27 protein-coding genes are annotated in these 24,659 nt (G+C 63.9%); 13 read left to right on the forward strand and 14 right to left on the reverse strand.

Annotated features, from left to right (window positions below; all coding sequences use genetic code 11):
- Position 1 precedes the first annotated feature (1 nt).
- Positions 2–916, forward strand: coding sequence for a pseudouridine synthase (locus tag VPH40_RS25590; protein WP_328574859.1), 915 nt, complete (start codon positions 2–4; stop codon positions 914–916).
- A 6-nt stretch (positions 917–922) separates the two neighbouring features.
- On the opposite strand, the gene VPH40_RS25595 is transcribed toward VPH40_RS25590, so the two are convergent.
- Entirely contained in the window at positions 923–1,699 is a 777-nt protein-coding gene (locus VPH40_RS25595; protein ID WP_251350969.1) for an exodeoxyribonuclease III, read from the reverse strand.
- A 108-nt stretch (positions 1,700–1,807) separates the two neighbouring features.
- On the opposite strand from VPH40_RS25595, the gene pyrE reads away from it, so the two are divergent.
- Positions 1,808–2,470, forward strand: coding sequence for an orotate phosphoribosyltransferase (pyrE, locus tag VPH40_RS25600; RefSeq protein ID WP_035824465.1), 663 nt, complete (start codon positions 1,808–1,810; stop codon positions 2,468–2,470).
- Here pyrE and VPH40_RS25605 read toward each other — a convergent pair.
- A complete protein-coding gene (locus tag VPH40_RS25605; RefSeq protein ID WP_289919758.1) occupies positions 2,467–2,712 on the reverse strand; it encodes a GNAT family N-acetyltransferase in 246 nt (81 codons plus the stop codon). The genes pyrE and VPH40_RS25605 overlap by 4 nt on opposite strands.
- On the reverse strand, positions 2,712–3,455 hold the full coding sequence (locus tag VPH40_RS25610) for a sulfite exporter TauE/SafE family protein (protein WP_328574860.1): 744 nt from the start codon (positions 3,453–3,455) through the stop codon (positions 2,712–2,714). Before VPH40_RS25610 ends, VPH40_RS25605 begins: the two co-directional genes overlap by 1 nt.
- 126 nt (positions 3,456–3,581) lie before the next feature.
- Between VPH40_RS25610 and VPH40_RS25615 the strand changes: the two genes are divergently transcribed.
- The 5 genes from VPH40_RS25615 to VPH40_RS25635 all read left to right on the forward strand — a co-directional run bounded on the left by VPH40_RS25615 (position 3,582) and on the right by VPH40_RS25635 (position 6,514).
- Entirely contained in the window at positions 3,582–4,475 is an 894-nt protein-coding gene (locus VPH40_RS25615) for a LysR substrate-binding domain-containing protein (protein WP_070222806.1), read from the forward strand.
- Positions 4,476–4,496: 21 nt separating this feature from the next.
- Complete coding sequence (locus VPH40_RS25620) at positions 4,497–5,390, forward strand: alpha/beta fold hydrolase (protein ID WP_328574861.1); 894 nt, start codon at positions 4,497–4,499, stop codon at positions 5,388–5,390.
- Positions 5,391–5,463: 73 nt separating this feature from the next.
- Entirely contained in the window at positions 5,464–5,655 is a 192-nt protein-coding gene (locus VPH40_RS25625) for a YqaE/Pmp3 family membrane protein (protein ID WP_077399393.1), read from the forward strand.
- Between the two features lie 65 nt (positions 5,656–5,720).
- Positions 5,721–6,185, forward strand: a complete 465-nt coding sequence (locus VPH40_RS25630) for a carboxypeptidase-like regulatory domain-containing protein (protein WP_328574862.1) — start codon at positions 5,721–5,723, stop codon at positions 6,183–6,185.
- Positions 6,185–6,514 carry a hypothetical protein gene (locus VPH40_RS25635; protein ID WP_099668255.1) on the forward strand — a complete coding sequence of 110 codons (330 nt, stop codon included), beginning with the start codon at positions 6,185–6,187 and terminating at the stop codon, positions 6,512–6,514. The genes VPH40_RS25630 and VPH40_RS25635 overlap by 1 nt, the downstream gene beginning before the upstream one ends.
- On the opposite strand, the gene VPH40_RS25640 is transcribed toward VPH40_RS25635, so the two are convergent.
- The 4 genes from VPH40_RS25640 to gatC form a co-directional block, all read right to left on the reverse strand.
- The gene (locus VPH40_RS25640) at positions 6,507–7,544 is read right to left on the reverse strand and encodes an oxidoreductase (RefSeq protein ID WP_251350974.1); all 1,038 of its coding nucleotides are present in this window, start codon (positions 7,542–7,544) and stop codon (positions 6,507–6,509) included. The two genes, VPH40_RS25635 and VPH40_RS25640, sit on opposite strands and share 8 nt — an antisense overlap.
- A gap of 103 nt (positions 7,545–7,647) precedes the next feature.
- Positions 7,648–9,123: an Asp-tRNA(Asn)/Glu-tRNA(Gln) amidotransferase subunit GatB gene (gatB, locus tag VPH40_RS25645; RefSeq protein ID WP_328574936.1), complete on the reverse strand. Its 1,476-nt coding sequence runs from the start codon at positions 9,121–9,123 to the stop codon at positions 7,648–7,650.
- A 37-nt stretch (positions 9,124–9,160) separates the two neighbouring features.
- Positions 9,161–10,645, reverse strand: a complete 1,485-nt coding sequence (gatA, locus tag VPH40_RS25650) for an Asp-tRNA(Asn)/Glu-tRNA(Gln) amidotransferase subunit GatA (protein WP_099665545.1) — start codon at positions 10,643–10,645, stop codon at positions 9,161–9,163.
- 53 nt (positions 10,646–10,698) lie between these two features.
- The gene (gatC, locus tag VPH40_RS25655; protein WP_077399414.1) at positions 10,699–11,001 is read right to left on the reverse strand and encodes an Asp-tRNA(Asn)/Glu-tRNA(Gln) amidotransferase subunit GatC; all 303 of its coding nucleotides are present in this window, start codon (positions 10,999–11,001) and stop codon (positions 10,699–10,701) included.
- Positions 11,002–11,351: 350 nt separating this feature from the next.
- On the opposite strand from gatC, the gene VPH40_RS25660 reads away from it, so the two are divergent.
- From VPH40_RS25660 to VPH40_RS25685, 6 genes are all read left to right on the forward strand, one after another.
- Positions 11,352–12,395, forward strand: coding sequence for a rod shape-determining protein (locus VPH40_RS25660; protein WP_010393186.1), 1,044 nt, complete (start codon positions 11,352–11,354; stop codon positions 12,393–12,395).
- 109 nt (positions 12,396–12,504) lie between these two features.
- On the forward strand, positions 12,505–13,587 hold the full coding sequence (gene mreC / locus VPH40_RS25665) for a rod shape-determining protein MreC (protein WP_099665544.1): 1,083 nt from the start codon (positions 12,505–12,507) through the stop codon (positions 13,585–13,587).
- A complete protein-coding gene (mreD, locus tag VPH40_RS25670; protein WP_035824494.1) occupies positions 13,584–14,096 on the forward strand; it encodes a rod shape-determining protein MreD in 513 nt (170 codons plus the stop codon). Before mreC ends, mreD begins: the two co-directional genes overlap by 4 nt.
- A gap of 12 nt (positions 14,097–14,108) precedes the next feature.
- Entirely contained in the window at positions 14,109–16,079 is a 1,971-nt protein-coding gene (mrdA, locus tag VPH40_RS25675; RefSeq protein ID WP_289919737.1) for a penicillin-binding protein 2, read from the forward strand.
- A gap of 8 nt (positions 16,080–16,087) precedes the next feature.
- Positions 16,088–17,203 carry a rod shape-determining protein RodA gene (gene rodA / locus VPH40_RS25680; RefSeq protein ID WP_077399426.1) on the forward strand — a complete coding sequence of 372 codons (1,116 nt, stop codon included), beginning with the start codon at positions 16,088–16,090 and terminating at the stop codon, positions 17,201–17,203.
- Positions 17,203–18,258, forward strand: coding sequence for a septal ring lytic transglycosylase RlpA family protein (locus tag VPH40_RS25685; protein WP_099665542.1), 1,056 nt, complete (start codon positions 17,203–17,205; stop codon positions 18,256–18,258). The genes rodA and VPH40_RS25685 overlap by 1 nt, the downstream gene beginning before the upstream one ends.
- Positions 18,259–18,395: 137 nt before the next feature.
- Here the strand turns inward: VPH40_RS25685 and VPH40_RS25690 are convergent, their stop codons facing one another.
- The 7 genes from VPH40_RS25690 to argS are packed head-to-tail and all read right to left on the reverse strand — an operon-like array spanning position 18,396 to position 24,582.
- Positions 18,396–19,094 (reverse strand): SPOR domain-containing protein, encoded by a 699-nt coding sequence (locus VPH40_RS25690; RefSeq protein ID WP_328574863.1) that lies wholly within the window; start codon positions 19,092–19,094, stop codon positions 18,396–18,398.
- The gene (locus VPH40_RS25695) at positions 19,088–19,846 is read right to left on the reverse strand and encodes a type III pantothenate kinase (RefSeq protein WP_328574864.1); all 759 of its coding nucleotides are present in this window, start codon (positions 19,844–19,846) and stop codon (positions 19,088–19,090) included. The genes VPH40_RS25690 and VPH40_RS25695 overlap by 7 nt, the downstream gene beginning before the upstream one ends.
- 4 nt (positions 19,847–19,850) lie before the next feature.
- Complete coding sequence (locus VPH40_RS25700) at positions 19,851–20,645, reverse strand: biotin--[acetyl-CoA-carboxylase] ligase (protein ID WP_289906765.1); 795 nt, start codon at positions 20,643–20,645, stop codon at positions 19,851–19,853.
- A 10-nt stretch (positions 20,646–20,655) separates the two neighbouring features.
- Complete coding sequence (locus tag VPH40_RS25705; RefSeq protein ID WP_328574865.1) at positions 20,656–21,417, reverse strand: SDR family oxidoreductase; 762 nt, start codon at positions 21,415–21,417, stop codon at positions 20,656–20,658.
- Between the two features lie 37 nt (positions 21,418–21,454).
- A complete protein-coding gene (locus tag VPH40_RS25710; RefSeq protein WP_099665537.1) occupies positions 21,455–22,126 on the reverse strand; it encodes a thiol:disulfide interchange protein DsbA/DsbL in 672 nt (223 codons plus the stop codon).
- Between the two features lie 9 nt (positions 22,127–22,135).
- On the reverse strand, positions 22,136–22,852 hold the full coding sequence (locus VPH40_RS25715) for an SPOR domain-containing protein (RefSeq protein ID WP_328574866.1): 717 nt from the start codon (positions 22,850–22,852) through the stop codon (positions 22,136–22,138).
- Positions 22,853–22,872: 20 nt separating this feature from the next.
- Entirely contained in the window at positions 22,873–24,582 is a 1,710-nt protein-coding gene (argS, locus tag VPH40_RS25720; protein WP_328574867.1) for an arginine--tRNA ligase, read from the reverse strand.
- Positions 24,583–24,659 lie beyond the last annotated feature (77 nt).

The following is a 24,659-nucleotide window of genomic DNA, read 5'->3' on the forward strand; positions in this document are numbered from 1 at the left end:
GATGTCTGTACGCAGTCCCGGCAACAAGCCGGCAGCGGCGCCGTTGCCCATGCGCGACGGTGTGGCGCCCAGCTACCTGTGGCTGCCGGAAGGGCAATGGCCCGACATGCTGTCGTTTCTGCTGGAGCGCTATCCGCAGATCAGCGCCGCGCAATGGCGGGACCGCATGGCGCGCGGCGAAGTGGTCAACGGCGACGGCGCCGTGCTGGCACCCGGCAGCGCCTACAAGCGCGGCATGCGCATTTTTTACTACCGCGAGCTGGAGCGGGAAACGCCTATCCCCTTCCAGGAAGAGATCCTGTTCCAGGACGAACACCTGGTGGTGGTCGACAAGCCGCACTTCCTGCCCATGACGCCGGCCGGACGCTTCGTGCAGGAGACCCTGCTGACGCGCCTGAAGAAAACCCTGGACTGCGCCGACCTGACGCCGATCCACCGCCTCGACCGCGAGACGGCTGGCGTGGTGATTTTTTCGCGCCAGGTGGCCAGTCGCGGCGCCTATCAATCGCTGTTCCAGCGCCGCGAAGTGCGCAAGACGTACGAGGCGCTGGCGCCGCGCCTCGATGGCCGCGATTTTCCATTTACCTATCGCAGCCGCATGGTCGAGGGTGAGCAGTTTTTCCTCATGCGCGAGGAAGCGGGCGAGCCGAACTCGGAAACCGTCATCGACGTGATCGAGCGGCGTGGCGAGTTGAATCTGTACCGGCTGCAGCCGCACACGGGCCGCAAGCACCAACTGCGCGTGCACCTGGCGTCGCTGGGCATCCCCATCGTCAACGATGCGTTTTACCCGGTGGCCCTGCCGTGCAAGGACGACGATATGTCGCAGCCCTTGCAGTTGCTGGCGCGCGCGATCGATTTCACGGACCCGTTGAGCGGCGCGCCGCGCCATTTTGAAAGCCGGCGCAGCCTGTAGCGGCGCTTACGCCTTGAGCGTGTAGTCGATGATCAGCGGCGCGTGGTCGGAGAAGCGCTCGTCCTTGTAGACGCTGACCGTATGCGCCTGGGCCGCGATGCCGGGCGTGGCGACGTGGTAGTCGATGCGCCAGCCCACGTTTTTCGCGTAGGCTTGTCCGCGGTTGCTCCACCACGTGTACTGGTCTTCGCGCTTGTCCAGGCCGCGGTGTACGTCGACAAAGCCCACTTCGTCGAAGACGCGCGTCAGCCAGGCGCGTTCTTCCGGCAGGAAGCCGGAATTTTTCTTGTTACCCTTCCAGTTCTTCAGGTCGATTTCGTGGTGGGCGATGTTCCAGTCGCCGCAGATGACGACTTCGCGTCCCAGCGCCTTCAATTCCAGCAGGTGCGGCAGGAACAGTTCCATGAAGCGGAACTTGGCTTCCTGGCGCTCCGGGCCGGACGAACCGGACGGGCAGTACACGGAAATGACGGAAAGGTTGCCAAAATCACAGCGCACGTAGCGGCCTTCGGCGTCGAATTCAGGGCTGCCGAAGCCGATATGCACGGCGTCCGGTTCGACCTTGCTGTACACGCCCGTGCCGGAATAGCCCTTTTTCTCGGCATAGTGGAAATGGCCATGATAGCCGTGCGGGTTGAGGAATTCCGGCGTCATGTCGGGCAGTTGCGCCTTCAATTCCTGCACGCAGATGAAATCGGCCGTCTGCGCGCCCATCCAGTTGAAAAAGCCTTTTTTGGCGGCGGAACGGATGCCGTTCAGGTTGGCGGAGATAATTTTTGGCATAGGTCTAGAGTGAAAGGGCGCTGGACGGGGCCGGCGGGCGCGGCATGGCGATTGTCTCGCCGGTGCGCGCGGATTAAAATACAGGCACTTTTAAAAAATGAGGCTAATGTGAATAATTTACGCCAGCAGTTTATCGCGTTTTCAGTATCCAAGGGAGTCTTGCGGTTTGGCGAGTTCACCACCAAGGCCGGACGCCAGTCGCCATACTTCTTCAATGCGGGCCTGTTCCATGACGGCGCCACCTTGGCCGAGCTGGCGCAGTTCTACGCGCAGACCCTGCTCGACTCGGGCGTGGAATTCGACATGCTGTTCGGTCCCGCCTACAAGGGCATCACCCTGGCCTCGGCCACCGCCGTGGCGCTGGCTGGCAAGGGCCGCAACACTTCGTTCGCCTTCAATCGCAAGGAAGCCAAGGACCATGGCGAAGGCGGCACCATTGTCGGCGCCAAATTGCATGGCAAAGTCGTCATCATTGACGATGTGATCTCGGCCGGCACCTCGGTGCGCGAATCGGTGGACATGATCCGCGCCGCCGGCGCCGAGCCATGCGCCGTGCTGATCGCCCTGGACCGCATGGAGCGCTCGGGCCCGGATGGCCAGCTGTCGCCAAGTTCGGCGGTGCAGGAAGTGTCGAAACAGTATGGCATCCCCGTCATCTCGATCGGCAACCTGGACGACTTGTTCGGCTACCTGAATGGCGCGGGCGCCGATCCGGAACTGTTGAAACATAAAGAGGCTGTTTCGGCATACCGCACCCGCTATGGCATTTAAGTAGTCTTGTCCAGCAGGGCCCGCAGCCGCGGGTCGCTGCAGGCGGCGCTGGCCTGCGGATGGCATTGCAATAACCGCCGCAGCAGTGCGCCGCCGATGCCGCGCCGGCGGAACGGCGGTTTCACGAACAGCATGTTCACCGTCACTTCGTTCGCGCACTTGCTGATGTCGAGCATGGCCACCTGCTGGCCGTCGATCCACGCGCACAGCGCGCTGTCCCCTTGCCAGTCTATCTGCATCATCACGCCAGCCATGGTTTGAGCGCCGCATGCAAACCCAGGGCGAACAGGCCGATAAAAAAGCATCGCTTGAATACCGGCTGCGCGATGCGTCCGCGCAGCCATTGACCGGCCAGCATGCCGGCCAGCGCCGGCAGCAGCGCATACGCCGACGCGCCGGCCGCACCGAGACTGAAGTCGCCGTGAAGGGCCAGGCTGGCCGCCAGCGCCACGGTCGACGCCGTAAACGCCAGGCCCAGCGCCTGCACCAGCGCATCGCGCGCCAGCCCCAGTCCCTGCAGATACGGCACGGCGGGGATGACGAAGACACCCGTGGCGGCCGTCACCAGTCCCGTCACCGCACCTGCCACGGGCCCCAGCCACGCTTCGTGCCGCGCCGGCACGCGCAGCTGCAGCGAAAACAGTCCCGCTAGCGCATACAGCATCAGTGCCACGCCCAGCGCGACGACGGCCCAGGTGCCGCTATCCTTTGGCAGCAGGGTGCCGCCCGCCAGGGTGCCCGCCATGACGCTGGCCAGCAGGGGCCACAGGCGCCGCAGCAGGGCGCGCAGGCCCGGGCCTGCGGCCAACTGCCATACGTTCGTCACCATCGACGGCACGATCAGCAGGGCGGCCGCCTGCACGGGCGGCATGACGAGGCTGAGCGTGCCCATGGCCACCGTCGGCAGCCCCAGGCCGACTACGCCCTTGACGAAGCCAGCGACGAGGAAGCTGGCGCCGACGGCCAGCAGAAATGACGTCTCCATCTTTTTCATCCCACAGTGATTTTGCGTGGATTCTGCGCGCGCTTGCGGATTTCACCAAGGTGGATTATTTTGAGTCAGCCTCTGTAAAATACGAAGGCTGATAAGATGGCGAAAAGGAGAGCCGCCATGCGCTTTGATCTGGTCGATTTGCAGCTGTTTGTCAACGTGGTGGAGGCGGGCAGCCTGACGGCGGGCGCCGCGCGCAGTCACCTGGCGCTGGCCTCAAGCAGTGCGCGCGTGCGCGGCATGGAAGAGATGCTGGGCATGCCCTTGCTGCTGCGCGGGCGGCGCGGCGTGGAGCCGACCCCCGTGGGCCAGACCTTGCTGCATCACGCGCGCCTCGTTTTACTGCAAATGGAGAAAATGCGCGGCGAGCTTGGTGAGTTTGCGCGCGGCTTGAAAGGGCAGTTGCGGCTGCTGTGCAATACGGCGGCGCTCAGCGAATTTTTGCCCGAGGCGCTGGGCGCTTTTCTCGACCGTCATCCGAACCTCACCATCGACCTGGAAGAGCGCCTCAGTTACGATATCGTCAAGGCCGTCTCGGAAGGGCTGGCCGACATGGGCATCGTTTCCGACTCGGTTGACATGCGCGGCTTGCAGACGTTTTTGTTTCGCCCCGACCGCCTGGTGGTCATCGCGGCGGCCGACGGCGTGCACCACCGCGCGCTGGGCCAGGATGGTGTCGTCGCGTTTTCCACGCTGCTGGATCACGATTTCATCGGCCTGGCCGATGACAGCGCGATGCAGCAGTATCTGGGCATGCATGCGGCGCGCCTGGGGCGCCCATTGAAGGTGCGCGTGCGCCTGCGCAGCTTCGATGCCGTGTGCCGCATGGTGGCCAGCGGCGTGGGCATCAGCGTGGTGCCGCTGGCGGCTGCCAGCCGCTGCCAGCAGACGATGGCGCTGCGCTGCCTGGAATTATCCGATCCCTGGTCGGTACGCAATCTGACGATTTGCGTGCGCCAGTTCAGCGAATTACCCCTGTATGCGCGTCAGTTGATCGATCACCTGAAGGCGTGACAGGGCATGACAGGAGCAGCGATGCGTTTTTCAGAAGACAAGATGGCCAGCCTGCGGTGCAGCGACCAGGTCGAGCGGCCCATCCACATCTGGCAGCCGCCAGGGCCACAACAGCCACGTGCCGTGATCCTGGCGATCCACGGCGGCATGGCGCATGCGGGCGACTACGTCACGCCGGCGCTGTACTTCCGCCAGCACGGCATCGCCACCGTCAGCTTCGACATGGTGGGCCACGATGGCCAGCGCAAGGTCGATATCCCATCGTTCGAGGCTTTTCTCGACGACGAAGAGCTGTTCCTCGCCTGGGTCAAGCAGGCGTATCCAGGCGTGCCGATTTTCGTCATGGGCCACTCCATGGGCGGTTTGATCGCCACGCATCTGGGGCTGCGGCGCTTTGCGGGCGACCCGGCCATCAAGGGTTTTGTCATCTCATCGCCGTATTACGTGAATGCGATTCCCGTGCCGAAGGTGCTGCAGATGCTGTCGGGCTGGCTGGCGCAGCGCTTCCCCACGATGAAGGTACCGCTGGGGAATCTGACCATGCTGCTCACGCACGACCAGACCATCACCGCGCGCCATTTCCAGGATGAGCGCGACGGCATCCGCGCCAGTGCCGCCTCGGTGCGCTTCGCCCATGCCTTGACGTCGGCGCAAAAGGAATTGGCGGGTGGCTTGTCGGGCTGGCGTTTCCCCCTGTTTGCCGTGGTGGCCGGTGACGACAAGCTGGCCGACAGCCGCGCCACGGAGAGCATGCTGCGCAGCCTGCCCGATGGCTTGCTCGACTATCACTACTATCCGGCCAATTATCACGAGAATTTCAATGAACTGAACCGCGAGGAGATCTTCGCCGCCATCCTGGCATGGATGGAAAAACAACTGGCACCCGCGCGGCGTGAGGCGCAGGTATCGTTATAATCAGGTCAATGGATTTTACCGCCGCATGCCGGCCCGGTCCCCGCGGCGCAGGGGAATACTGAAGGAACGAACGATGCGCTTGCTGATTGCCCTGATATTCCCGTGGCTGACCTTTTTCACGATCGGCCGTCCGATCGCCGGCATCATTTGCCTGATCCTGCAAATCACCTTGATCGGCTGGCTGCCAGCGACGATCTGGGCCGTATATGCGCTGAGCCAGTTCAAGACGGACCAGAAGATCGCCGAGGCCATGCGCCGGCGTTGATGGTTTCCTAAGTCCTGCCTAAGCTGCGCTTCCTATCTTGATTCAACCGACACGAGGAGAGTGAGATGGCATCAAACAGACGCGGTACCCTGGGCCTGGCGGCGGCAATGCTGGCCGCCGGGCTGTTGCTGGGAAGTGCGGCGCAGGCGCAAACGGATAACGCACTGCCGCCCGTGCAGAAGAGCGGGGCGGTGGAGTACCTGAGCGGCGGCATCGGCCTCGACGAGTCGACGGCCATCAAGAGCGCCAGCCGGCATTGGCCCCTGAGCCTGGTGTTTTCCGTGCAGGCGGCAGGCAAGGCGGAATTTGCCTCCGACGTGAAGCTGCAGATCAGCGACGCCAAGGGTGCGCAGGTGCTGGAAACGACGGCCAGCGGGCCATTCCTGCTGGCGAAACTGCCGCCGGGCAGCTACAGCCTGCGCGCCACCCTGGCCGGCAAGACCTTGGAACGCAAGGTGCAGGTCAAGGCGGGCAGGTCCACGCGCGTGGAGCTGGTCTGGCCGGCGGGAACGAACCAGGGCCGGACCTGATGCCGGGCGACGGCAAGGCGCCCGAACGGGGCGTGCCGGCGCGCGGTTTGTCTGCCCATATCTTGCCCACGTCGGCGACGATGGTGGGCGTATGCATGACGGTGCTGTCGATCGGCCACCTGGCGCCGCGCGGCGAGGTGCGCGTGGCGATCGACAAGCTGCTGGCCGTCGATGCCATCGTCTTTCTCGTCAGCGCCGTGCTTTCGTTCATGTCGCTGCGCCCCGGCCAATCGCGCTTGCGCTACGAATGGTGGGGCGAACTGCTGTTCATTTGCGGCCTGGCTCTGCTGGCGCTGGGCGCCGTGGTGCTGGCCTTCGTCATCAACTGACCTTGAGTACGCGCCCTTCGGTGGCGCTTTGCAGCGCCAGTTCGATCAGGCGTATCGTCGCCGCCGCATCTTCGGCTGCCACGGGCGCCGGTGCGCCGTGGCGGATGGCGTCGGCCATGCCCTGGTAAAAGTCCTGGTAGCGGCCCGCTTGCATCTCGAGGTGTTCGAAATGGCCGTCCGGCTGCGTGCCCAGGTGCAGGGCGCCGCGCACGGGATCCACTCCCCAGCCGGGTTGGCCCGGCCTGCCGCCTGCCTTCAGGGCGTCTTCCTGCGGGTCGAGGCCAAACTTCACAAAACTGCCTTTGTCGCCATGCACGGCGAAGCGCGCCGTCGGCGCCTTTACCAGGCAACCCGCTTGCAGCACCACGCGCAGCCGGTCGTAGTACAGCACAAGGTGCATATAATCTACAGCCTGCGCGCCGTCGCGCTGCAGGGCGATATCGGCGTACAGTTTTTCCGGCTGACCGAACAGCTGCATGGCCTGGTCCAGCATGTGCGGACCCAGGTCGTACAGCAAGCCGCCGCCCGGTGCGCCAGACTCGCGCCAGCGCTGGCGGATCTCGGGACGGAAGCGGTCGAAATGCGACTCGACGCTGGCGATGCGCCCCAGGGTGCCCTGCGCCAGCAGCGTTTTGAGGGTCAGGAAGTCGCCATCCCAGCGCCGGTTGTGATACACGCTGAGCACCAGTTTGCGCTCTTTGGCCAGCGCGATCAGGCTCTGTGCTTCAAAGCTGGAAATGGTAAAGGGCTTGTCGACCACCACGTGCTTGCCCGCCTGCAGGGCCGCTTGCGCCAGGCTGAAATGTGCTTCATTGGGCGCGGCGATGACGACCAGCTCGATGGACGGATCGGCAAACAGCTGCGCGGGCTCGGCATACACGGTCGCGTGCGGCCAATCCTTGTGCACGAGCTCCGGTTTGCTGGAAGCGACGGCCGCCAGCTCCAGGGCCTCGATGGCGGACAGCACGGGAGCGTGAAAGGTGGAGCCGGCAAAGCCGTAGCCGACCAGGCCGGTTTTGATCTTGTTCATGGCGTATTCACAGGTGCGTGGAAGAATCCATGATCATACCCGCAAGCGGGCGGCGCATAAAAAAAGGACGCCGCAGCGTCCTTTTGCATGCCTCTCGCGAAGATTACCCCGCCAGTTTGGCCTTCAGCAGTTCCGTCAGCTGGGCCGGGCTGGCCTTGCCCTTGGACGCTTTCATGGCCTGGCCGATCAGCGCGTTAATCGCCGCTTCCTTGCCGGCGCGGTACTGTTCCACCGACTTGGCGTTCGCCGCCAGCACTTCATCGACGATGGCTTCCAGGGCGCCCGAGTCCGAGATCTGCTTCAGGCCCTTAGCGTCGATGATGGTGTCGACCAGATTTTCGTCGTCCGACTTCGCTTCCCACATGCCGGCAAAGACTTCCTTTGCCGCCTTGTTCGAGATCGTGCCGTCGGCGATGCGCTTGAGCATGGCGGCCAGCTGCGCGGCGGAGACGGGGGCGTCGTCCAGGTCCACGCCTTCGCGGTTCAGGGTCGACGACACGTCGCCCATCAGCCAGTTGGCGGCGGCCTTGGCGTTTTCCTTGCCAGCCTTGTCGACCACGGCGACGAAGTAGGTGGCCATGGCTTTCGATTGCGTCAGCACCAGCGCGTCGTATTCCGGTAGCGCGTATTCGCTGATGAAGCGGGCGCGCATGGCGGCCGGCAGTTCCGGCATCGAGGCCTTGACCGTGTCGATCCACGCTTGCGAGATGACCAGCGGCGGCAGGTCAGGGTCAGGGAAGTAGCGGTAATCCTGCGCGTCTTCCTTGCTGCGCATTTCGCGCGTTTCCTTGCGGTCCGGATCGTACAAACGCGTCGCTTGCACGACCTTGCCGCCTTCTTCGATCAGTTCGATCTGGCGGCGCACTTCCACGTGCACGGCTTCCTCGATGAAGCGGAAGGAGTTCAGGTTCTTGATTTCGCAGCGGGTACCGAATTCCTTCTGGCCGACGGGGCGCACGGAGACGTTGACGTCGCAGCGGAACGAGCCTTCCTGCATGTTGCCGTCGCAAACGCCCAGCCACATGACCAGCGAGTGCAGGGCCTTGGCGTAGGCCACGGCTTCGGCGGCGCTGCGGATTTCCGGTTCCGAGACGATTTCCAGCAGCGGCGTGCCGGCGCGGTTCAAGTCGATGCCGCTCATGCCCGCGTAATCTTCGTGCAGCGATTTGCCCGCGTCTTCTTCCAAGTGGGCGCGCGTCAGGTTGACCGTCTTGGTGACGAATTCGCCATCCTTTTCATAGCCGAAGGTCAGGGCGCCACCGATGACGACGGGGTCTTCGAATTGGCTGATCTGGTAACCCTTGGGCGAATCGGGATAAAAATAGTTTTTGCGCGCGAAGACCGAGTGCGGCGCGACGGTGGCGCCGACGGCCAGGCCGAAGCGGATGGCGCGGTCGACGGCTTGCTTGTTCATGACCGGCAGCACGCCTGGCAGCGCCAGGTCGACGGGACTGGCTTGCGTGTTGGCTTCGGCGCCGTACTTGATCGGCGAACCGCTGAAAATTTTGGATTCGGTCGTGAGCTGAACGTGGTTCTCAAGACCGATGACGACTTCCCATTGCATAGTGTTCTCGCTTATTTTTTGGTGGCGCCGCCTGGGCGGCGCGAATTATTTCTTAAATGCCTGCCGGGCTGCGCGTATGCCAGTCCGTCACTTGCTGGAACTGGTGGGCGATATTGAGCAGCCTGGCTTCGCCAAAGTAATTGCCGATGATTTGCAGGCCGACGGGGCGCTTGGCGTTCTTTTCGCCCTCGCCGAAACCGCACGGGATCGACATGCCGGGCAGGCCGGCCAGGCTGGTCGACAGGGTGTAGATGTCGGCCAGGTAGTTCGCCACCGGGTCGTCCGTCTTGTCGCCCAGGTCCCAGGCGACGGTCGGCGCGACGGGGCCCATGATGACGTCGCAGACGGCGTTCGGGCCATTGAGCACGGCGTCGAAATCCTGCGCGATCAGGCGGCGGATCTTTTGCGCCTTCAGGTAGTAGGCGTCGTAGTAGCCGTGGCACAGCACATAGGTGCCGACCATGATGCGGCGTTGTACTTCGGGTCCGAAGCCCTGCGCGCGCGACTTCTTGTACATGTCCTGCAAGTCCTTGTACTCGGTAGCGCGGTGGCCGTAGCGCACGCCGTCGTAGCGCGACAGGTTCGACGACGCTTCGGCCGGCGCGATCATGTAATAGGCGGGAATTGACAGGGCGGTGTTAGGCAGCGAGATGTCGACCAGGGTGGCGCCCAGCTTTTCATACTGCGCCAGAGCGCCGCGCACGGCCGCTTCCACGTCCTTGGCCAGGCCTTCGCCGAAGTACTCGCGCGGCACGCCGATGCGCAAGCCCGTCAGCGGCTGGCCCAGTTCACGCGAAAAATCTTCCGCCACGCCGCCCTGTTCCGGCGACAGGCTGGTCGAGTCGCGTTCGTCGAAGCCGGCCATGGCGCTTAAGAGCAGGGCGCAGTCTTCGGCCGAGCGGGCCATCGGGCCGCCCTGGTCCAGCGACGAGGCAAAGGCGATCATGCCGAAGCGCGAGACGCGGCCATACGTCGGCTTGATGCCGGTGATGCCGCAAAACGCGGCTGGCTGGCGGATCGAGCCGCCCGTGTCGGTGCCGGTGGCGGCCGGCGTCAGGCCAGCCGCCACGGCGGCGGCCGAGCCGCCGGACGAGCCGCCCGGTACGGCCGTCTTGTCCCACGGGTTTTGCACGGCGCCGAAGGCCGAGTTCTCGTTGCCGGAGCCCATGGCGAATTCATCGCAATTGACCTTGCCCAGGGTGACCATGCCGGCGGCCTGGAATTTCTCCACCACGGTGGCGTCAAACGGGCTGGCGTAGTCGGCCAGCATTTTCGAGCCGGCCGTCGTGCGCCAGCCTTTCGTGACGAACAAATCCTTGTGCGCGATCGGCACGCCCGTCAAGGGCGTGGCCGTGCCCGCGGCGATGCGCGCGTCGGCCTCGGCAGCTTGCGCCAGGGTCAGGGCACGGTCGACGTGCAGGAAGGCGTTCGAGGTGTCCGCTTCGATGCGGTCGAGGAAATGCGTCGCCAGTGCAACGGCGGAAATTTCCTTGTTCTGCAAAAGCGTGGACAGCTGTTTGATGGATTTTGTATGCATGGCGTTTCTATTTTGATATTCGGCAAAAAGGCGGGAACAGCGCTACGGCGTGTTTACTCGATGACCTTGGGCACGAGGTACAGGCCATCCTGTACCTTCGGCGCCACGGCCTGGTAGGCATCGCGGCGGTTCTGTTCCGTGGCGATATCGTCGCGCAGGCGCAGGGCGATATTGTCCATGTGGGCGGCCAGCGGGTGGCTCAGGGGCGCCACGCCATCGGTATTGACGGCTTGCATTTGTTCCGCGAGTGCAAAAATCTTGTTCAATTGGGCCAAAGACGTGACGGCCTGGTCGTCGGCCATTTCAAGTTGGGCCAGGTGGGCGATGCGTTTTACGTCGGAGAGTGTCAGGGACATGGCGAATGGCGCGGAGTGCCGCGCATTAGTATTAAGTTGGCGTTTTGATAAAACGCGGGTATTTACTGCTATTTTGCTCACAAAAATCGAGGAATGCCGCGTAACTCGCGGCTGCAAGAGTCGCACTTTTCCATGGTTTTTGAGCAAATCGCATTCAAATTATAAGGTAGAATGGCGGGTTAATGCGTTGCCGGCGCTGATGGACTGCTGCCGCAGCATAGAAAAGATTGCGCAAGCGCCAAGCGAAACCCGGAAAAATCGCCTTTTGGATTTTCAGGGTGCCTGAAAGCGCCCGCTTTGAAACTCCCCATAAACAGCTTTTGCGCAGCTCGATGCGCTACAGGACACTCATGTTTGGTTTTTTACGCAGGTATATCTCCACCGATCTGGCCATTGACTTGGGCACGGCCAACACCCTTATTTATGTACGCGGCCTCGGTATCGTCCTGGACGAGCCATCCGTCGTCGCCATCCGCCAGGAAGGCGGTCCGAATGGCAAGAAGACCATTCAGGCAGTCGGCAAGGAAGCCAAGCAGATGCTGGGCAAGGTGCCGGGCAATATCGAAGCGATTCGTCCGATGAAAGATGGCGTGATCGCCGACTTCACCGTGACCGAACAGATGCTCAAGCAATTCATCCGCATGGTGCACGACTCGAAATTCTTCCGTCCATCGCCGCGCATCATCATTTGCGTGCCGTGCGGTTCGACCCAGGTCGAACGCCGCGCCATCCGTGAATCGGCCCTGGGTGCCGGCGCCTCGCAGGTGTACCTGATCGAAGAACCGATGGCAGCGGCCATCGGCGCGGGCTTGCCCGTGTCCGAAGCGACTGGCTCGATGGTGGTTGACATCGGCGGCGGCACCACCGAAGTAGGCATCATCTCGCTGGGCGGCATGGTCTACAAGGGTTCCGTGCGCGTCGGCGGCGACAAGTTCGATGAAGCCATCGTCAACTACATCCGCCGCAACTACGGTATGCTGATCGGCGAACAGACGGCTGAAGCCATCAAGAAGGCCATCGGTTCGGCCTTCCCTGGCTCGGAAGTGAAGGAAATGGAAGTCAAGGGCCGCAACCTGTCCGAAGGCATCCCGCGCTCGTTCACTATTTCCAGCAACGAGATCCTCGAAGCGCTGACCGACCCGCTGAACAACATCGTCTCGGCCGTGAAAAACGCGCTGGAACAGACGCCGCCGGAACTGGGCGCCGACATCGCCGAAAAAGGCATGATGCTGACGGGCGGCGGCGCACTGCTGCGCGACCTGGACCGCCTGCTGATGGAGGAAACCGGCCTGCCGGTGCTGGTGGCCGAGGACCCGCTCACCTGCGTGGTGCGCGGTTCCGGGATGGCTCTGGAACGTATGGACAAGCTCGGCTCGATCTTCTCCTACGAATAATCTGACAGAAGGGCCGGAAACCAACTCCGGCCTTTTTTTGGTTTTGGCGCCGGCGTCTGACCGGGGCCTGCACGTTGGCGCACTGCGCCTGGCCTGATTATTGGAAGTCATGGAATACAGTCCTCCGCCACTTTTCAAACAAGGCGCCTCCGCCCGCGTCAAGATGATGGTGTTCGCCGGCATTTCAATCGCCCTGCTGCTGGTCGATTCGCGCATGCACGCGCTGACGGCCGTGCGCCAGGCCGTCGGCACCGTGCTGTATCCGGTGCAGATGGCGGCCCTGGTGCCGCGCGATGTGGCGCTTGGCGTCGGCAATTACTTTTCTTCGCTGTCCGCCCTGGAAAAACAGGTGCGCGACCTGAAACACGAGCAAATCGCCTCGGCGCAGATCCTGCAGCAGGCGCAGCTCAATATCGTTGAAAACAACCACTTGCGCAAATTGATGGAAGCGCGCGAGCGCGTTCCCGTCAAGACCATGATGGCCGAAGTCCTGTATGACACGCGCGATTCGGCCACGCGCAAGATCGTGCTCGATCGCGGTATCCAGCATGGCGTGGAACTGGGCCGCCCCGTGATCGACAATCTCGGCGTGGTGGGGCAAGTCACGCGCGTGTTCCCGTTCACTTCCGAAGTGACCCTGCTGACCGATGAAGAGCAAGCCATTCCCGTGCAGCTGCTGCGCAATGGCGTGCGCAGCGTGGCCATCGGCCGTGGCAAGTCCGGCACCATGGAGCTGCGCTTCACGGCCCCCAGCGCCGACATCCAGATCGGCGACATCGTCATTACCTCGGGCCTCGACGGCCTGTACCCGGCGGGCCTGGCCGTGGCGCGCGTGACCCTGGTCGAGCGCAATGCGCATGGTCCGTTCGGCCGCGTCGTGTGCCAGCCGCTGGCCGGTATCGAACGCAACACCCAGCTGCTCATCTTGATGACGTCGCCGGACATTCCACCGCGTCCGCCCGCCGAAGAAGTCAAGACGGGCCGCAAGATCGCCGGCAAGATGGCGCCGATCAAGGACCCTGCCAAGGAGCCTGCGGCTGCCGCTGCGACACCACCTGCCGCCAATACGGCCACCGCACCAGCGGCGAAACCGCCTGCCGGCCCGGCGCCGAAACCGGCGGCGCCTGCAGGACCTGTACCAACGCCTGTACCAACACCTGCCGCCGTGCCACCGAAGGAAGCGACACGATGAACCGCCCGCATTACATCCTGCTGCCGGTCAGCCCCCTGTTCATCGGTTTTTCCCTGCTGTGTGCTTTTTTGCTGAACCTGCTGCCGTGGGGGCAGTTCGTCGGCGTTCCCGATTTCGTCGCCCTGGTGCTGGTCTTCTGGGGCATCCACCAGCCGCGCAAGGTCGGCATCGGCGTGGCGTTCTTCATGGGCCTGATGATGGACGTGCACGATTCGACCCTGCTGGGCGAGAATGCGCTGGCCTACACCTTGCTCTCGTATTTCGCCATCATGATGCACCGCCGCGTGCTGTGGTTCCCCATCCTGACGCAGGCGCTGCACGTGCTGCCGCTGCTGTTGCTGACGCAGGCGCTGCAATTGCTGACGCGGCTGATCGTCTCGGGCCGCTTCCCCGGCTGGCTCAATTTCATCGAGAGCTTCGTCGCTGTGGCCTTGTGGCCCTTCGTCACGTGGATCTTGCTGGCGCCGCAGCGCCGCGCCGTGGACCGTGACCATAACCGGCCGATTTGACGGGCGCCTGCCATGACTGAACTGAAAAACACCGAGCGCGAACTGCATTTTTTCCGCATGCGCCTGACCATCCTGGGCGGGCTCGTCTTCGTCTGCTTTTCGCTGCTGCTGGCGCGCTTCATCTGGCTGCAGGTGATCAAGCACGAGGATTATGCGACCAAGGCCGAAGACAACCGCATCGCCGTGGTGCCCATCGTGCCCACGCGCGGCCTGATCCTCGACCGCAATGGCGTGGTATTGGCGCGCAATTACTCGGCCTATACGCTGGAAATCACGCCATCGAAATTGAGCGCCAGCCTCGATTCCGTGATCGATGAGCTGTCGACCCTGGTGCAGATCGACATCAAGGACCGCCGCCGCTTCAAGAAGCTGCTGGAAGAATCGAAGAACTTCGTCAGCGTGCCGCTGCGCACGCGCCTGACGGACGAGGAAGTGGCGCGCTTCACGGCGCAGCGCTTCCGCTTCCCTGGCGTCGAGGTGCAGGCGCGCCTGTTCCGCCAGTATCCGATGGGCGAAATCGCCTCGCACGTGGTGGGTTTTATCGGCCGCATCAACCGCAATGAAGCGAAGGCGCTGGAAGAGGGCGAGGACGCGGCCAACTACAACGGCACCGACCATATCGGCAAGGAAGGCCTGGAAAAAAGCTACGAGAAGCAGCTGCATGGCACCACCGGCTACGAGGAGGTGGAAGTGTCGGCCGGCGGGCGCGCCATGCGCACCCTGTCGCGCACGGCGGCCACCCCGGGCAACAATTTGATTCTCTCGATCGACATCGAACTGCAAAAAGTGGTCGAGGAAGCGTTCGGCGAATGGCGTGGCGCGGCCGTGGCCATCGATCCGGCCACGGGCGACATCCTCGCCTACGTCTCCAAGCCAGGTTATGACCCCAACCTGTTCGTCGACGGCATCGACCAGCAAAGCTGGAATGAGCTCAATACCTCGCTGGACCGGCCGATGGTCAACCGCCCCCTGTCCGGCACCTACGCGCCCGGCTCGACCTTCAAGCCCTTCATGGCGCTGGCCGCGCTGGAATTGGGCAAACGCACGCCGAGCCAGTCGATTTCCGATCCCGGTTTCTTCATTCTCGGCGGGCATACCTTCCGCGACGATAAGGTGGGCGGCCATGGCACGGTGGACATGCACAAGTCCATCGTCGTCTCGTGCAACACCTATTACTATCAGCTGGGCCGCGACATGGGCATCGACGCCATCCACGACTTCATGAAGCCTTTCGGGTTCGGCCAGTTGACGGGTATCGACCTGAATAACGAAAAGACGGGCGTGCTGCCATCGACGGAATGGAAGCGCAATCGCTTCAAGACGCCGCAGCAGAAAAAATGGGTGGGCGGCGACACGATTTCGGTGAGTAACGGCTCCGGCTACAACTCGTATACGCCGCTGCAGATCGCCCACGCGACGGCCAACCTGGCCAATAACGGTGTGGTGATGAAACCGCATCTGGTGAAGATCATCGAAGACGCCGCCACGCGCGCGCGCACCCTGACGGTGCCGAAGGAAAGCTACCGCATCGCGCTCAAGCAGGAAAACATCGACATCATCAAGCGCGCCATGGTGGGCGTGACCAGCGAGCAAGGCGGCACGGCCGCACGCATCTTCACCGGCGTGCAGTACACGGTGGGCGGCAAGACGGGTACGGCGCAGGTGGTGGGCATCAAGAAAAATGAGAAGTACAATGCCAAGCTGCTGGCCGAACGCCTGCGTGACAACGCCTTGTTTACGGCCTTCGCGCCGGCCGACAAGCCGCGCATCGCGATTGCCATCGTGGTGGAAAACGCGGGCTTCGGCGCCGGCGTGGCCGCGCCGATCGCGCGCAAGGCGCTCGACTACTACCTGCTGGGCAAGCGCCCGAGCGACAAGGAAAAGGACACCACCAAGGTGCCCAAGGAAGATGTCGACGAAGTGCGCACCCTGGAAGAAATCACGGACGAGCAAGCAGCCCCGACGGCACCTGCCAGACAATAAGGAAGCACATGCCCATTAACGAGAGGCGCTCGCTGTGGCGGCGCGCCAAACCCTATCTGGCGGTGTTCGATCCGCCGCTGATGATCATCATCCTGATGCTGCTCAGCACCAGCCTGCTGACCCTGTATTCGGCCAGCATCGGCATCCCCGGCAAGATCGAAGACCATTTGCGCAATATTCTGCTGTGCTTTTTCGTCATGTGGGTGGCGGCCAACGTCACGCCGCAGATGATGATGCGCATCGCCGTACCCGCCTATACGGTGTCGGTGATCTTGCTGGTGGCCGTGGCGCTGTTCGGCACCATCAAGCTCGGTGCGCGGCGCTGGCTGCATATCGGCGTGATCGACATCCAGCCGTCCGAGTTCCTGAAGATCGCCACGCCGCTGATGCTGGCCTGGTTCTTCCAGCACAATGCGGGCGCCCTGCGCTGGAAATCGTTCGTGATGGCGGCCGTGCTGTTGCTGGCGCCCGTCTACCTGATCGCGCGCCAGCCCGACCTGGGCACGGCGCTGCTGGTGGTGGCGGCCGGCTTTACCGTCATCTTCCTGGCAGGTTTGTCGTGGAAGGTGCTGGCCGGCTTGCTGATCACCTTTGTTTCCTGCCTGCCGATCGCCTGGTCGCACCTGCATGATTACCAGCGCGACCGCGTGATGATGCTGATCGACCCGACCAAGGACCCGCTGGGCAAGGGCTTCCATATTATCCAGTCCATCATCGCCATCGGTTCCGGCGGCATGACGGGCAAGGGCTGGACACACGGCACGCAAGCCCACCTGGAGTTTGTTCCGGAACGCACGACCGATTTTATTTTTGCCGTATATTCCGAGGAATTCGGCCTGGTCGGTAACTTGATCCTGATGCTGATGTATTTGCTGCTGGTGGGACGGGGGCTGATGATCGCCGCCAACGCCCCCAGTTTTTTCACTCGCCTGCTGGCAGGAGCGATCACTATGATTTTCTTTACTTACGCCTTCGTCAACATGGGCATGGTCAGCGGCATCGTGCCGGTGGTCGGCGTCCCCTTGCCATTCCTTAGCTATGGCGGCACCGCGCTGCTGACCCTGGGCGTGGCCACCGGTATCCTGATGAGCATTCAGCGCCACCGCAAGCTGGTGCAGACCTGATGCGCGCGCCTTTCGATACCTTTGTCATGCGCGGGCCGAATGTTGCCACACTGCTGGCGGTCTTGCTGACCCTGGCCGCCTGCGGCACGACGCCGCAAAAGCCCGCATCGAATAACGTGCCGCTGCCATCCGGCGGCAAGGTCAAGTCCCCTGTGCGCCAGGATCCCACCTTGCCTGCGCTGCCGGCGGCCGGCTCCGGGCGTGGCGGCTACTACAAGGATGACGGCCCGGGCGACAATCCGCCGGCCAACCTGCGCGACGTGCCCGATGCGGAAGTGCGCAACGAGCCGTATTCCACGCGCTCGAACCGCCCGTATGTCGTCTTCGGCAAGACCTACACGCCGATCACCGATAACGAACCGTTCAAGCAGAAAGGCACGGGTACCTGGTATGGCAAGAAATTCCATGGCCAGCGCACCTCGTCCGGTGAAATCTACGATATGTACAAGATGACGGCGGCCCATCCGACCTTGCCGATTCCATCGTATGCGCGCGTGACGAGCATCGACAGCGGCGAGCAGGTGATCGTGCGCATCAACGACCGTGGGCCGTTCCACGCCACGCGCGTGATCGACGTGTCCTACACGGCGGCGCTGAAACTGGGCTTCCTCGGCAAGGGTAGCCACCAGGTGGTCGTCGAACGGCTGCTGCCAGCCGATATCGACGCCATCCTTGCGGCCCGTGCGGCGCCCAAGCCGGTGCCGTCCGTGGTGGCCATCTCCATCGACACGCCCGTGGAAACGGGCGCCGTGGTGCAGCCGGAAGTGTCGACGCAGATGTTGCCCGTCGATGCGACGGTGGCCATGCCGGCGCCGGCGGCGCTGGCCAGCGGGTTCTACTTGCAGCTGGGCGCCTACTCGCGCGCCGACAATGCGGAATCGGGACGTTCGCGCCTGGCGCCATACGCGGCAGCCCTCGGTACCCTGGGCGTGGTGCAGGCCGGTAACCTGTTCCGCCTGTACGGCGGACCGTTCTCCAGCCGCGCCGAAGCGGCCCGCGCGGCGGCGAACTTGCCGGAATCGACAGGCATCAAGCCTATCGTCATCCAGCGATAGGCTCGCCTGACGGTGCAAAGCACCTGATAAAACCGTAGCGAGCGGCAGCGATTTGTGGCTAAGAAGCGCAGCTGTGCTGGAGCACAGCGAGCATCGCAGGCCGCAATGCGCGACGCGCAGTAGGTTTAGTCAGGTGCTTATTTGCAGTTGCGCAGTTCCTGGTCAGGGAACTGCGCCTTGATCTTTTCCAGACGCGCGCGCGTGGCGGCGTCGAGGTCGCGGAACTGGTAAGCCATTTGCTTGCTGGCGCTGTAGCGCGGTGCGACGCGGGCGCTGTGCACGCCCTGTTTGTTGAGCGACGCCAGCTGGCTTTGCGCGCTGGTTTCCGACTTGAACACACCCAGTGAAATGCCCCAGCGTAGCGGGCTGCTTTCATTCATGATGAAGTAATTCGTCACGCCCAGCTGTTTCAATTCGCCTGCCTTGCGGTCGGCGCCTTCCTTGCTGCCCTGCGGCGGGATGTACACCATGTAGCTGGAAATCTCCTGGCCGGCCACGTTGCGGCGCGACTGGCGGTCGCCCAGGTCCAGCGACGCCACTTGCGCTTCGAAGCGGCGCCCGTCAGCCAGCACGAAATTGCCCACTTCCGTACAGGCATACGATAGCGGTGGCGCCGGTGCGGCCGCCGCCGGCGTCACTGCTTCTTCCGCGGCAGGCGGCGCAGCGGGCGCCATGGCCTGCTCCTGCGTCAGCAAGGTGAGCTTGGTCGCCTGCAGCTGGTTTTTCAGGCGCGCCGGTTCGCGCGTCTCCGTGCGAAAACTGCCCAGATAACCCTGGCCGATGGCCAGCACCAGCAGGTTGACGCCGGCCAGCAGCCAGAAGACGAATTTCAGCATGGGTGGTCTCCTTGTGTTCCTGCAGCCCCGGCGCGCGCGGCCGCCTGCAGGCCGAGCATGACGATATTGTCGACCAGGTGCAGCGGCACCGCCAGCGCCAGGGCCGGTGCGATGCGCGATGCGGCGCCGCCCGACAGCAGGCAAGCGCTGGCGCCGTGCATGCGCACGGCCCGTTCGATGGCGCCCGCCTGGGCCGCCAGGCAGCCGGAGAGGATGGCGTCATCCGTGTTGTCGGCAAAGCCGGCCGGCAGCAGGGCGTCGCTGGCGATTTGCGGCAACTGCGCCGTGTTGCGCGCCAGCGAGCTGGCCATCAGTCCCAGTCCCGGCAAGATCATCCCGCCGAGGAAAACGCCATCGGCCGTGATGGCGTCGATGGTGGTGGCAGTGCCGCAATTGGCGACGATGACGGCCTGGCCAGGCGCCAGCGCGTGCGCGCCGATGACGGCGGCAAAGCGGTCGCAGCCCAGCTGCGACGGCACGCGATAGCCATTCGTCAGTCCCGCCAGCTGCGGCAGCGAGACAAAGTCGCGGGCAACGACCGGCAGCATGGCGCGCAGGCGCGTGCCGATGACGGCGCCTGCCACGTTCGACAGCAGTGCCTCGCTGATGGCGAGTGACGCCCACTGCGCGGCCAGGGTGTCGATCTGCGCATGCGTGACGGCGCCGCTGGCCAGCCAGCCGCCGGCGGCGCTGTCGGCGGCCACGAGCGCCCATTTGATGCGCGTATTGCCGGCGTCGATCAGCAGCAGCATGCGCTTACTCCCCCGTCAGGCGCAGGGACACGTCGCCGGACATGATGTGCTGCAAGCCATCTTCGCCGCGCAGCAGCAGCCGGCCCAGTTCATCTACGCCGGCCGCCACGCCTTGCTGCAGCAACTGGCCATTGTCGAGGATTTTTACGTGCTGGCCTTGCCAGGCATGCAGTGCGTTCCAGCGTTCCGTGAAGGGCGCAAAGCCCGTGTCGTCGAATTCGGCCAGCACGCCGGCCAGGCGGCTGAGCAGGGCCGCGACCAGGGTGTTGCGCTCCATCTGCGCCAGCCAAGGCACGGCCGAGACGCTGCGGCCGATCTGCCGTTCCAGCGCGTCGGGCATCAGCAGATTGATGCCGCAGCCGATGACGGCCCACACGCCACCGTCTGGCGTCTGCTGCGTCTCGACGAGGATACCGGCCAGTTTATGTCCATCCTTGAGCAGGTCGTTTGGCCACTTCAGCTGCACGGGCACGCCCAGCGCCGTCATGGTTTCGGCCAGCGCCACGCCGACGGCCAGCGGCAGGCCGACCAGCCGGTGCAGCGGTCCCTTGAAGCGCCAGGCCAGCGAGAACATCAGACTGGCGTCCGGTTGCGACACCCAGGGCCGCCCGGCCCGTCCCCGTCCGGCCGTCTGCTGGCCGGCGATGCGCAGGGTGGGGCCGGCCAGGGTGGCGCAGCGCGCCAGCAGGTCGGCGTTGGTCGATCCCGTTTCGTCGACCACTTCGATGGCCACGTGGGAGGCGCCTGTGGCGCAATGGGCGGCGATGGCCGCGCTGTTCAGGTCTGAGTGCTTCGTCATGGTGGTCAGTTCAGTTGCGCGCCTTGTGCGGCGCATTCGCGAAGGCCCGGTCGTAGACGGCATTGGGCAGCGCGCGCAGCAGCTTGGCGACGACGCCCATCTGCCACGGGATCACGCGGTAGCTGTCGCCGTCGGCGATGGCGCGCGCGGCGCGCACGGCGAATTTTTCGGCCGGCATCAGGAAGGGCATGCGGTAGGCGTTATGGCGCGTCATCGGCGTGTCGATGTAGCCGGGCGTGATGGTGACGACCTTGATGCCTGCCGGTTTGAGTTCGAGGCGCAGCGATTCGCAGTAGCTGATCACGGCCGCCTTCGAAGCGCTGTAGGCTTCCGCGCCGGGCAGGCCGCGGATGCCGGCCACGCTGCCGATGCCCACCAGGCGTCCGCTACCCTGGCTTTTCATGGTGGCGATGAAGGGGGCGAAGGTGGCGACGGTGGCCGTGACGTTGATGGCCATCAAACGGGCGAAGGCGTCGAGGTCTTCCGCATGTTCGGTCAAGGTGCCGTACGACACGCCAGCGCTGGCGATGACGACGTCGATGCCGCCGGCATGGGCGATGAAGTCGCCGGCCGCGCTTTTCAGGGCGGCGTGGTCGCACACATCGACGGCGTAGGCGCGGTGGCATTCAGGGTGGGGCAGGGAGGCGATCAGTTGCTGCAGGGTGTCGCCGCGGCGGGCCAGCAAGCCCAGATGGGCACCCTGGCGCGCGTACTGCAGCGCCAGGGCGGCACCCAGTCCGCTCGACGCGCCCGTGATGAAAACGCGATGCATCAGGCGATGCCCGGGCGCGCCAGGGAAGTGGCCATGCTTATTTCTTTTCCGCTTTGGCTTTCGCGACCAGCACGTCCATCACGCTGAGCGCCTGGGCGTTCAGCTGCTCTTCGTTCTTGGCCGACTTGCTGCCCTGGTCGGCCTGCGAAGGGGAGGTGATGTAGCGGCCATCGATGGCGATCATGGGCCAGAACGTCACGTTATAACCCTGCATCATGGCGTCCGCGCGGCGCACGCGGGCCGAGACACCCATCGAACGGTAGGTGTCGATAAACTTCTGGCGGTCCACGCCCTGCTTGGCGACGAAGTCGAAGACGGCGTCGTCGGTGTTCAGGCGGTTGCGTTCCACGTGCATGGCGTGGAAGACGCCGGTGTGCAGCTTGTCGACCAGGCCCATGGCTTGCAGGGTGAAGAACAAGCGCTGCTGCGGCGCCACGCTGTCATCGCGCGACACGTGCACGCGCTTGAAGACGATGTTGTCGCCCTGTTTCTTGACCCAGGCTGCCAGCTGCGGTTCGAGCACATTGCAATGCGGGCAGTAATAGGCGAAGAATTCCGTCACTTCGATTTTCTTGCCCGATTCCGTCGCCTGCGGCGTGGGCAGGGTTTCGTACTCGACGCCGTTCTTCGGCTCGGCCGGCGAGGCCGACGCCCCCATGGCGGCGGTGAACAGGGCGGCGGCGATCAGGATTTTCTTCAGAAAACGCATGCTGGTTCCTTATTTTTGGTTGCGGACGACGGCGACATCGATGCCGTTTTCAGACAGTTTGGTGCGTGCGCGGTTCATCGCCTCGAGCTGGTTGAACGGCCCGACCCGTACGCGGTGCAGCACGCCCGCATCGGTGCTGCGGTCGCTGATGGCCGCTTCGAAGCCGAGCAGCGCCAGTTTTCCGCGCGTGCTTTCGGCGTCCGACATGTCATGGAAGGCGCCGGCCTGCAGATAATAAATCCATTTGTCGCTGGCTGCATCGGCCTTGGCCTCTTTCGCGTCTGCCTTGGCTTGCGGCGCGGGCGCTGCTGGTGCCGCCGTTGGCGTTTTCGGCGCCGGCTTGTCCTTCAATGTACCGATCAATTCCTGCAGCGCGTCCGGCGGCGGCGCCTTCGGCTGCTGCGCGGTGGCGGGCGCGGGCGCCGGTGCGGCAGGCTGCGTCGGCGTGGTGATCTCGCGTGGCTCCTTGGAGAAGTCGCGCGCCGCTTCCTTGGCCGCTTCCTTGTTGCCGTACATCGGCTTGTTCGGGTCGGCGATCTGACCGGCCGTCGGCTCGGCCGATTTGCCGGCCTTGCCCGACTTGTCGGTGAAGGGCGAGGCGCCCTTGGTGATCACCAGGGCGACCACCACGGCGATGCCCAGGCCGATGACCAGGCCGATGATGATGCCGACCAGGGTATTGCCCTGCTGGCGCCGGGACGAAGAGAAGCGGGAAGCGTGATTCATTGACGGTTTGACCTTCGCGATTACATTTTGTTTGGCGCGGACACGCCGATCAGTGCCAGGCCGTTGCGCAGTACCTGGCGCGCGGCGATGACGAGGGCCAGGCGGGCCATCTTGACGGCTTCGTCCTCGACCAGCACTTTTTCGGCGAAGTAGAAGCTGTGCAGGTTGGCGGCCAGGTCGCGCAGGTAGAAGGCGACCTGGTGCGGTCCCAGTTCGGCTTGCGCGCGCGCCAGCATTTCAGGGTAGGCGGCCAGGGTCGCCAGCAGGGTCGCTTCGGTTGGCGCCGTCAGCGGGGAAAGGTCGACGCTGGCGACCGTGCTGGCATCGCCGCCCCAGTTTTCCAGGATGCGGCAGATGCGCGCATGCGCGTATTGCACGTAATAGACCGGGTTTTCATCGGTGGTTTTCAGCGCCACGTCGACGTCGAAGACGAATTCCGTGTCCGCCTTGCGCGAGATCAGGAAGAAGCGCACGGCGTCGCGGCCCTTGGCGATGTCGCCGCCGCCCGACCATTCGATCAGGTCGCGCACGGTCACGTAGGAGCCGGCGCGCTTCGAAATCTTGACTTCTTCGCCATCCTTCATGACGGTGACCATCTTGTGCAGCACGTAGTCGGGGTAGCCTTGCGGGATGCCCATGTCGACCGCCTGCAGGCCAGCGCGCACGCGCGCGATGGTGCCGTGGTGGTCGCTGCCCTGGATATTGATGGCTTGCACGAAGCCGCGCTGCCATTTCACCAGGTGATACGCGACGTCCGGCACAAAATACGTGTAGGTGCCGTCCGTCTTGCGCATGACGCGGTCCTTGTCGTCGCCGAAGTCGGTGGTGCGCAGCCACAGCGCGCCATCCTGCTCATACGTGTGGCCCGCCTGGATCAGGGTTTCCACGGCGCTGTTGACCTTGCCGTCCGCATACAGCGACGATTCCAGGTAGTAATTGTCGAACTTCACGCCAAACGCCTGCAAGTCGATGTCTTGCTCGTTGCGCAGGTAGGTGACGGCGAACGGGCGGATCGAATCGATGTCTTCCACGTTGCCATTGGCCGTGGCAGGCTGGCCATCGCTGGCCGAAACCGTCTTGCCGGCCTTGAAGTCGTTGGCGATATCGGCGATGTAGTCGCCGTTGTAGGCGGACTCAGGCCATTCGGCGTCGCCCGGCTTGAAGCCGCGCGCGCGCGCCTGCACGGAATTGGCCAGGGTCTGGATCTGCACGCCCGCGTCGTTGTAGTAGAACTCGCGCGTCACTTTGTAGCCTTGCGCGTCGAACAGCGAGGACAGGGCGTCGCCCAGGGCTGCCTGGCGGCCATGGCCCACGTGCAGCGGACCGGTCGGGTTGGCCGAGACGAATTCCAGGATGACTTGCTTGCCGGCGCCTGCCGTGCTGCGGCCATAGCTGTCGGCCTCGCTCAAGATGGTTTTCACCACGGCTTGCTTGGCGGCGGCGGAGACGCGCACGTTGATGAAGCCGGGACCGGCGATTTCCACTGCCTCGACCAGGCCCTTGCCGGCCGGATTGGCCAGCACGGCCGTCACGATGGTTTGCGCCAGTTCGCGGGGATTCTGTTTCAGCTGCTTGGCCAGTTGCATGGCGATATTGCAGGCGATGTCGCCATGCGATGCATCGCGTGGTCGCTCGAGCACTACGCTAGGCGCAAGCGAGGTGCCGGCCAGGACGGGAGCGAGGGCGGCCTGGAACAGGGCGATGATTTCTTGTTTCTGTTGGGCGAGCATGAGCAGGATGGCGGTGGAACCGCGTTAAGAATGAATAGAATGAATCAAAAAGCAAAACGGACGGCCAGTACCCAAGC

The sequence above is a fragment of the Janthinobacterium sp. P210005 genome (assembly GCF_036231865.1).
GTDB lineage: Bacteria > Pseudomonadota > Gammaproteobacteria > Burkholderiales > Burkholderiaceae_D > Janthinobacterium > Janthinobacterium kumbetense.